7 protein-coding genes and 1 pseudogene are annotated in these 8,682 nt (G+C 32.3%); 3 read left to right on the top strand and 5 right to left on the bottom strand.

Features of this window, described 5'->3' with window-relative positions:
* Positions 1-1,045: IS4 family transposase (locus BLV40_RS27100; protein ID WP_090686891.1), on the bottom strand; the 1,045-nt coding region annotated here is incomplete at its 3' end.
* A 152-nt stretch (positions 1,046-1,197) separates the two neighbouring features.
* Between BLV40_RS27100 and BLV40_RS27095 the strand changes: the two genes are divergently transcribed.
* Both BLV40_RS27095 and BLV40_RS27090 read left to right on the top strand, forming a co-directional pair.
* A complete protein-coding gene (locus BLV40_RS27095) occupies positions 1,198-1,806 on the top strand; it encodes an ArsR/SmtB family transcription factor (RefSeq protein ID WP_090686893.1) in 609 nt (202 codons plus the stop codon).
* The gene (locus BLV40_RS27090) at positions 1,799-3,055 is read left to right on the top strand and encodes an MFS transporter (protein ID WP_090686895.1); all 1,257 of its coding nucleotides are present in this window, start codon (positions 1,799-1,801) and stop codon (positions 3,053-3,055) included. Before BLV40_RS27095 ends, BLV40_RS27090 begins: the two co-directional genes overlap by 8 nt.
* A 341-nt stretch (positions 3,056-3,396) precedes the next feature.
* Here BLV40_RS27090 and BLV40_RS27085 read toward each other — a convergent pair whose 3' ends face one another.
* The 3 genes from BLV40_RS27085 to BLV40_RS27070 all read right to left on the bottom strand — a co-directional run bounded on the left by BLV40_RS27085 (position 3,397) and on the right by BLV40_RS27070 (position 7,762).
* Entirely contained in the window at positions 3,397-4,776 is a 1,380-nt protein-coding gene (locus BLV40_RS27085) for an erythromycin esterase family protein (protein WP_139265632.1), read from the bottom strand.
* Positions 4,777-6,093: 1,317 nt separating this feature from the next.
* Positions 6,094-6,861: a MerR family transcriptional regulator gene (locus BLV40_RS27075; RefSeq protein WP_090695703.1), complete on the bottom strand. Its 768-nt coding sequence runs from the start codon at positions 6,859-6,861 to the stop codon at positions 6,094-6,096.
* A complete protein-coding gene (locus BLV40_RS27070) occupies positions 6,836-7,762 on the bottom strand; it encodes a DUF2268 domain-containing putative Zn-dependent protease (RefSeq protein ID WP_090695701.1) in 927 nt (308 codons plus the stop codon). The genes BLV40_RS27075 and BLV40_RS27070 overlap by 26 nt, the downstream gene beginning before the upstream one ends.
* 247 nt (positions 7,763-8,009) lie before the next feature.
* Between BLV40_RS27070 and BLV40_RS27065 the strand changes: the two are divergent.
* A pseudogene (locus BLV40_RS27065) lies at positions 8,010-8,300 on the top strand (IS4 family transposase); the annotation flags it as partial.
* Between the two features lie 59 nt (positions 8,301-8,359).
* On the opposite strand, the gene BLV40_RS27060 reads toward BLV40_RS27065, so the two are convergent.
* On the bottom strand, positions 8,360-8,682 hold a 323-nt coding region (locus BLV40_RS27060), incomplete at its 5' end, for a DDE-type integrase/transposase/recombinase (RefSeq protein WP_139265631.1).

Genomic DNA, 8,682 nt, shown 5'->3' with positions numbered 1-8,682 from the left:
CGATTTGCCAACGCAAAGAATACCAGTCATGTACCTGTCCCATCGGGACAATATCTGTAGGGGTGTTTGTCATATATACATTGATACCACTGAGTCGTTTACTATGAGGAGAATACTTCATTCCTTTCTTTTTTTCTCTTACGGCTTGATCTTGTAATCGTTTTTGTTGCTGTTGTTTTGTTAATCGATGAACAATTACACGAGCTGGCACTTTATCAATCATTCCTACATAAGCATCAGCTATTTCACATGTTTGTCCTGGTTGAAGAGAGTTCATTAAGACCTCCATATCTAACTGTATATACTCTGTACTTTTCTTAATTCTTCCATCTTGAAAATAATCAGGGTTAGGATTTTTTTGATAAATACGTGTATTCGACTTGATACGAGAGATATAGTAGGCCTCTTTATCTTGTATATACTGAAGGTCTTTTAAATGAAAATAACCTAAATCTCGGATACATAAATCATTCGCCGTCACAGTTGGGGCACACAGAGAGCCGTAAGTGCGATCATGTTGTTTACCTGGACCTGTATGAATATGTAGGAACTGTCCACTTAACAAATCATACTCAAGTTGAATTTTTATCCCAGCTGTATGGCTGCATCCTCCTGCACCTGGATAAACCGATGAAAATACATCCGGGAGTTGAAATGCAGTTGAATCTAAAATACGAATACGTTTGAAAACAGAAGTGTATGGAGAAGAAATCGGCATAGATGAGGCTAATTTTCGGTTTAGTAGTTCAGCCAATATGTGTTGTAAAAATTGGACAGCCGCTTTATTAAATCGTTGATTCAGTCCCTCCGGACTGATGAGCACTTCTGTTGATGCTTCTAAACAGCTAGATAACTGAGTTAAAGAAGTTGTAGCGACATTTTGGCTCATCCATACACATAAAGCGACTAAATCTTTTGCTTGGTATTTACTAGTTCGTTGCACAAAACCAACATCTCTAGCAAGTTCTCGTAAGATATTTGGGGATAAGAAGCTTTGAACTTCTTGAGCAAATAATTGTAATTCATCAGATACAGAAATAGACATACAAAAACGCCATCCTTTCCTATAATTCTAGAAACAGGATAACGTTTTTTAAATTTTTTAGAAAATATTTTATTTTTATTGACAATAGTCAGAAAAAACAGTTATATTTATGTCAATAAAAACTGACTAGTCAAAAGAAAGGAACATGTTAAATGACGCAAAAAGATATATTAATTCTAAATGAGTATGAACAATTAAAATCATTAAGTGATCCTTTAAGAGTTCAAATTCTTTCTTTTTTGATTGAAGAACCTCGTTCAGGGCAACAATTGTCACAAATTATTGGTTTGTCACGTTCGAAAATTCACTATCACTTACGTGATCTAGAAAAGAATGGTTTAGTCCAAATAGTAGAGGAAAATAAGAAAAGAAATATGACTCAAAAACTATACCAAGCGGTTGCTAAAAGTTTTATCCCCTCTAATAACTTATTACCTTTTCATTCGGAGTATGGAGAAAGTCGTAGGTTATTAACCATTGCAACTTTAGAGAGAGCAAAGAGTCGTGCTTTATCAGCTCCTGAAAATGCTTTTTTAACACAGTCTGAAAAGCCAGAAGAATGGGCTAGAATATCAAGTCAAATAGAAATTCGCACAACAAAAAAGCGATTTGAAGAATGGGTTGCTAAGTATCATGATCTTTTAAAAGAACTCCATGATATTGATGAAATAGAGAATAGTGACGCGGAATGGTTTTATTTAGCCACAGTCGGATTCCAAGTAGATGAGCCTCATTTTAAGGAAGGGGATAAAGATGAGTGAACCTGTTTTACAAAAAACTGCAGTCACGACAAAAGTAAAATCTTTATTCAAACAAAAATCTTTTATATTACTTTGGATTAGTACCATCTTCTCTGGGTTGAGTTTCAGTATGTTTTATTTTGCTGAAGCATGGTACGTTGTTCAGGAGTTAAATTTAGAAGCTTCCTTAGGGATTATTTATATTATTGGAGCAATTCCTCGGATTTTATTTATGTTGTTAGGCGGCGTGTTAGCTGATAGACTAAGTCAATCGAAAATAATGTTTTTTTCAGACTTAACAAAAGCCATATTAATTGGAGGATTAGTTTTATTGTTGTTATTTACAGGTGAGATACATCTCTGGACATTAATTATTTTTGCGTTATTTTTTGGTGTTTTGGATGCATTTTTCTGGCCTGCATCTAGTTCTATTACTCCCGTTATTGTTCCAAAAGAATTTCTAACAAGGGCGAATTCAATTATTCAGACTACAAGTCAATCTACTTCAATTTTGGGTCCAATGATAAGTGGATTTATAATTGTTGGATTTGATTATACAGGGATTTTTAGTTTGATTACAATCCTGCTGATTTTAGGTAGTTGCTTTATATTTTTTATTAAAGTTAATAAACAAGTTGTTAATACTCAAGAAAATAAGCATCATTTGCTTATAAGTTTAAAAGAGGGAATTAGCTATGTTAGGAAGGCACCAATATTAATGGCTTTCATTTTAAAAACATTATTTTTGAATCTTTTTTTCGTAGGTCCATTAACTATAGGATTACCGATTTTTGTTAAAAATATATTGGAGGGAGAAACAATAGACTATAGTTTTATAATGTCGTTTTTAGCTATCGGGATGGTACTAGGCTCTATTATCCTTGGTATTATAAATCTCAAAAGAAAGAGAGGAATTCTTAGCCTAACCTCACAAATGTTTGTAGGACTTTGTTTCTTGATATTAAGTTTTAGTAATGAACTATGGCAAAGTGTTGTTATTGTTGTTTTTTTGGGGATATCAATGACAATTTCTAATATATGTGCTGTTTCTGTTGTGCAAAATGAAGCTGAACCAGAAATGATTGGGAGAGTAATGAGTATTCAAACAGTCTCTTCCATGGGATTAACACCCATTTCCTATGGATTGACTTCATTAAGTCTTTCACTTGAGATAAATATAAAATTTATTATTATGGTTGGTGCCTTATCTTTAATAGCATTTACCTTATATATATACTTTAAAATTCCAGCATTACGAACTGTCGATTAAATCATTAATTATAAAATAACTTTAGGAAATGAATACACTACTGAATATCTAAATCACTAGGGTTGTAATTAACTATAGAGATACAAAATTTCATTTGGGGGGCATTATAAAATTTTAACTTGATAGCAATGGGGTAGCACCACATTACTATCAACCTAAGATGAATTTATACCCATAATTCATAGAAAGCGTTATTCTTTTTTACTTAATGAATAGTGTAAGGCTTTAGCTCGATAGCGATGGGACGGTACCCCTATAGGGAATGAATCCAATCGAATATTGTTTACGTACAATCATGACAAGAAAAAGAGCATCCTTAACATGTAAGGACGCTCTCTCTTTTATTTAAGAACAGAAGGCGAAGTCTTTTCTAACCATAAAATGCCATCATATTGTTCGATAGGAATCATGATTTCTTCTCGATCTTTGTCCCCCCAGTAACTTGCTGCAGTTGGGGTAAACATCCATGACGTTTCTGGTCGGTTACTTTCTCCTTTTAAGTTTACAAAGACATTTGGACTTCCAACGGTGCTTATTATTTTTTCTACACTTTGTTCTTCATGTTCTGTATGTACAGTAACAATTTTGTTATTTTCAGAGTTCCAACTGCTCCCACTATACGTAAATACGCCAATCGTGTACATTTGGTTTTTGATGCGCTGCGGAAGATAATCCATCATATTAGGGCCTACAAAATTGTATTGCTGCAACTTCGTATAGTCTAATATCATTTTCGAATTTTGTTTCCGAATGTGATAATTATGTCCCCATACAATAATTTTTTTGTTTTTATATTGCATTTCAGTGAGCCATGCTAGGTTTTGAGCCATTTTTTGATCTCGGATATAATCAGCGTAGTCTCTAACATTAGTAGAGAAGATGCCACCTCTAAATTTCATATAAGCATCTAGATGTGTTTTAATTGCATCAATCCGTATATTGATTGATTTCTCAAGGAAATTCACATCATACGTAGGGTGAGGTGCAACTTGAGTCAATTCAGCTTTATGATTCTGAATAAAAGTTCTCACATTTTCAAACTTGTTGATAACAGGTTGTATTTCTATTTTATATTGATCATAGGGATATGTACCTTTATAACCATTGTAATACTTATCCAGTTTAATCAACTCTGTTACTGCTGCATCAAATTCAGATGCCACTTCAGGACTTAGTTTTTGCAACCAGTCTTTCGCATACGAGTGGAATGAAGATCTATAAAACAAATTCATATCAAAACCAGCTAATGTTAGTGGCTTTCCTTTTTCTTTTTGTTCTTTCATATAGGTAAACAATTGTTCAACTTCCTCTGTTTGCCATACACCTTCTAAAGATTGTTTCATAGCTTCAGTAGCGGTTAAGTTATCAAAATTTTGTTGAACCGTACTTGCTTCTGCAAATCCTGATTCAAATGCAATTACATCATATCCCATTTCTTCATGTAAGTACTTAATCATACGTATTTTGGATTGATTCATTTCCTTAGCACCATGCGTACTTTCGCCAAGTACAACAATACGCTTGTCCTGTACGGCCTCTTTTAGAAAAGATAAATCTTCTTTTGTTTGGGAAGTGGGTTCATTTAATCTTTTTGCATGTCCATTTAGCCATTCCTCCCATTTGGGTTGATCGACTGGTTTTTCTGCTGCAAATGCTACAGATGTGAAGGTAGTACAGGCAAGAAGCGTACTCATTAGCCCGATTTTCCATTTTTTACGCACAATAACGCCTCCAAGAATCATATTTTTAGAGATTGAATAGAATCTGTATTAAAAATTTACTAATATACCATTATTTACAATAATACATATACGAATTCTAAACAATATTAATATTCAAAAAAATAAAAATAACCTTTATACACATTGAAGAAACCTTCTATATAGGGGGCGCATCCCATCAAAATCAAGCTAAGAAAAGTAATATCCCCATATCCATCAACTTAAGAAAAATAAATGCCCCAGAACGAATTTTTGTTACAAGTTAGTACAAAAATTCGTTTTGGGGGTACTATAAAATCTTAGCTTGATGGGCATGGGGGGATTTTGATTCTTTAGCTTGATGGTGATGGGGTCCCGCCAACATAACGCGAATTTCGTACGCTAAGGAATTTTCCATTTAAAAAAATTGATTTTTCCGTACGTTAAGAAGGTTCTATAAACGGTATTTGTTATTTAGTAGGATACTTTGTTTTTGGTACTTATAAGGGGTAGCTTTAAGTTATAAAATATTAATCTAATGTTTTTTTAACTTTATTAAATATATTATTACTTTGAAAAAGTAGAAAAGCATTGCTGCAGTTATTATTTTTTCGAAAACTTTTATAGTTATTTCTAAAAGTGCACTTTGTTTGAAAATCTTTTTTTAAATAAATTCGAATGAAATTCCAAAGATAAAAACTATAGCTAAAAATAATAGTAAGAATATGATTTTGCTAGAGTAAGTAGTAGCTTTGAAAATTAGGTATTCTGGAAAAATAAAAAAATCTATGATTGGACTTAGGGTATTACATAATTGATTATTACATAGGTCTGTTATAGATGTTGATTCTATTATAGATTTAATTATTTTCTCTATAGTTTTCTTCATTTTTTCTCCTTTTTATGTTTTCATAGAATTCTTTAAATTCGATCCTTTAATGAAAATAATAACAGAAAAGTAATAAAAAAACATCTATAAGGGGTAGCACTACATACCCATCAACTTAAGAAAACGAATCAACTTAAGAAAACGAATCAACTCCCAAAAGAAAAAATGTGCTTTTTTGTTACAAGTTAACACAAAATTTCGTTCTGGGGGTATTATAAGATTTTAACTTGATGGGCATGGGGTGGTACCCCATGCCCATCAACTTAAGAAAATAAATCCACCCCAAAACGAAAAAATGAGCTTTTTTACTACAAGTTAGCACAAAATTCCGTTCTGGGGGTGAGTGATAATAAAGTCGTTTCAAAACAAATAAAGTTATTTAAAAAGATGGTGTGAAATTTTAATTAACACCATCTTTTATATATATGTTGTATTATAAAAGTATGAAATTAACGCTTCTGTTTATTGATATAATGTATAATTGCGTTATATAAAAATTCAGCTAAGTCTTCATTACTAAATTGATTTATATAATTTTTGAATCGATTATCAAATTTATACGTATTTGCAATACATGTCAACATTTCAGAGTCACATACAATAGATTGTTCGAGATAACTTTTCCATTCTACAATTAATTGCTGTACTTCATCGGAGGTAGGTGATTGATTAATATAGGAGGCAATTTTTCTAAATACTCTTTCCATGTTTTGTTCGAATTCATGAAATAAGTTCGCTTTTTCACTAGGAGAGTGTTTTTTCAGTTTCCCCTCAAATTCTTTGTATTTTTCTGTTTCTCCATAGATGAATTTCGCTTCATGAGCATATTGTTCTTGTAATGATAAAATGGATGAATTATTAAAAATATTTAAATTGTAGATATCCTTTCCTGATACATACTCATCCACCGCAGTAATAATTGTTTCTAAACGTTGTTTTTTTAACAATAAAGTTTGGTTATGCTTCTTTAATAATTGTTGCTGTTCTTCTCTTGTAAGTGTCAAAATATCCGCAATTTCCTTTAGAGAAAAGTCCATTTCCTTAAAAAATAGAATCGTTTGAAGTTTTGCTAAACTGTTCTTGTCATAGAGTCGATAACCATTTTCTGTTAAGTAAATTGGCTTTAATAAATTTATTTTATCATAATATTGTAAGGTTCTTTTTGTTATGCCTGTAATTTGGACAATATCTTTAACCCTTAATAATTGTTTCTTCATCCCAAAATCCTTTTATTTCATCTAATATTAGATTGGCAGGAGTTATTGTGGCTTCAAAGATATTTTTACCTGTTTTTTCTAAATAGTATTTAATTAAATAGTATCCACAGGCATAACCAGCAGCATAAGACATATTGACTGGCATATAGTTTTGAATTTTTGCTAATTCGTCACCATAAAGATACGGTGCAATTTTATCAAATCCTGTTAATTGTAATTGTTCCTTGAACACAGGTTTAATATGTCTATTAAGCATTTCCATAGTTGTTTTCGATACCCAAGGACCGAGTAGATCTTCTCCAAAAATAGAAGTAGCAAAGTTTTCTGCTAACCCTTCACTAACAATTAATTCACCTAAAGTAACAGTATGGTCCCACTGAATAAATTGATATCGAACATTATGATTACATTCATGTGCTAAAGCAGCTTTCATTCGAGGTATTGTGTATTCATTTGGCACAAGTGTACACAAAATATAGCCAGGGATACCTCCATCACCACTATATCCTTCATTTAACATTAATGAAGGGCTATTTGGATCCCCTAATAGAATCGTGAATAAGTAATCGGATACACGAAGGTTCACATCATGCTCTCTAAATAAATGAAGGCTTTTCCTAACAGCTTCTTTACACTCAGACCAAAAAGAATCAGACGAAATCAATTCTAATTCTGGTGTAATCTCATTTGTAATCTGATTAGGAGAAATGCTCATTATATTATTCAATGTAATAACATCAAAACCATTTGGCTCCTCAGCTTTAAATGGAACATATTGAATTTTCCATTTCTCCATAAATGGAGCCAACATTTCTTGTCTGTATAACTCAACCTTTTCCTCTTTTGGAGCTTGTAAAATTTTTCGATATATTTTATCTGAGCGTAATGATTTTATATTCATTTCTTTCACTCCTTATTTAATATAGTTAAAATTATGCACTATGACGTAGCGTTATAGTCAAGGGGATTAACTAAAAATATAGCAGGAGGATGGGATTAAGTGTTTTTTGAAATATTAATAGGACACTTTCATTTGTAATTAGGGGTCACCGTACATGCCCATCAATTTTAGAAATTTTAATACCCTCGAATATCGAAAAACGTTATTCTTTCTAAAAATGATAGATTGGAAGGGATGGCGTTTTCTTATGAATATCTCTATTCAAGATGAATTACAACCATTTGCGGAAGAATTACAACGATATGTTACACCCACATTTTTAGAAGAACTTGCAAGAGAACTTGAGTTTGTAAAACGAAAACGCAAGTTTTCTGGCTCAGACTTAGCTACTATTTGTATTTGGATGAGTCAACGGGTGGCAAGTGACCCTTTGGTTCAATTATGTAGTAGGCTTCACGCTGCGACAGGTACTTTACTCAGCCCTGAGGGCTTAAATAAACGCTTAAATACAAAAGCAGTTTTGTTGTTACAACATATTTTGGTTCTGTTGCAAAGTTTGAAAAAAGCATAAGCAGGTTGGTAAATGAGGAACAATGTTTAGGAAGTCGCTAATAATTGTTGAAGTTCATTGTACGTTGAAAAAGCGGAGTCTCTTTGAAAACTTCGCCTTTGTTTATATAGGGCATGAATGGTCTCAATACCTTTTAACGTACGTGAAGCATGACGAAGATTTTGAAATCCTGCGGATTTGGTAAAACGTTTCTTTACATGCCTGTGATCCTGTTCAATAAGATTGTTTAAATGTTTGATTGTACAATGGATTGTAGTTTGATAAAATCCTTGTTTTCTTAATTTGTTAAACGCGCAAAGTAATGCACTTGCTTTGTCTGTAGTGAGAACCGTAGGTTCTCCAAAATGTT

This window comes from Bacillus sp. 166amftsu (assembly GCF_900107445.1).
GTDB classification, from domain to species: Bacteria; Bacillota; Bacilli; order Bacillales; family Bacillaceae_G; genus Bacillus_A; species Bacillus_A arachidis.
The sequence above is the reverse complement of the archived record's forward strand: the minus strand, read 5'-3'. Positions and strand labels throughout refer to the sequence as shown.

What these genes read in the sequence shown, in the direction of transcription:
- BLV40_RS27095 (WP_090686893.1), top strand. Translation starts at nt 1,198, where the DNA reads ATGACGCAAAAAGATATATTAATTCTAAATGAGTATGAACAATTAAAA.
- BLV40_RS27090 (WP_090686895.1), top strand. Translation starts at nt 1,799, where the DNA reads ATGAGTGAACCTGTTTTACAAAAAACTGCAGTCACGACAAAAGTAAAA.
- BLV40_RS27075 (WP_090695703.1), bottom strand. Translation starts at nt 6,861, where the DNA reads ATGAAGAAACAATTATTAAGGGTTAAAGATATTGTCCAAATTACAGGC.
- BLV40_RS27070 (WP_090695701.1), bottom strand. Translation starts at nt 7,762, where the DNA reads ATGAATATAAAATCATTACGCTCAGATAAAATATATCGAAAAATTTTA.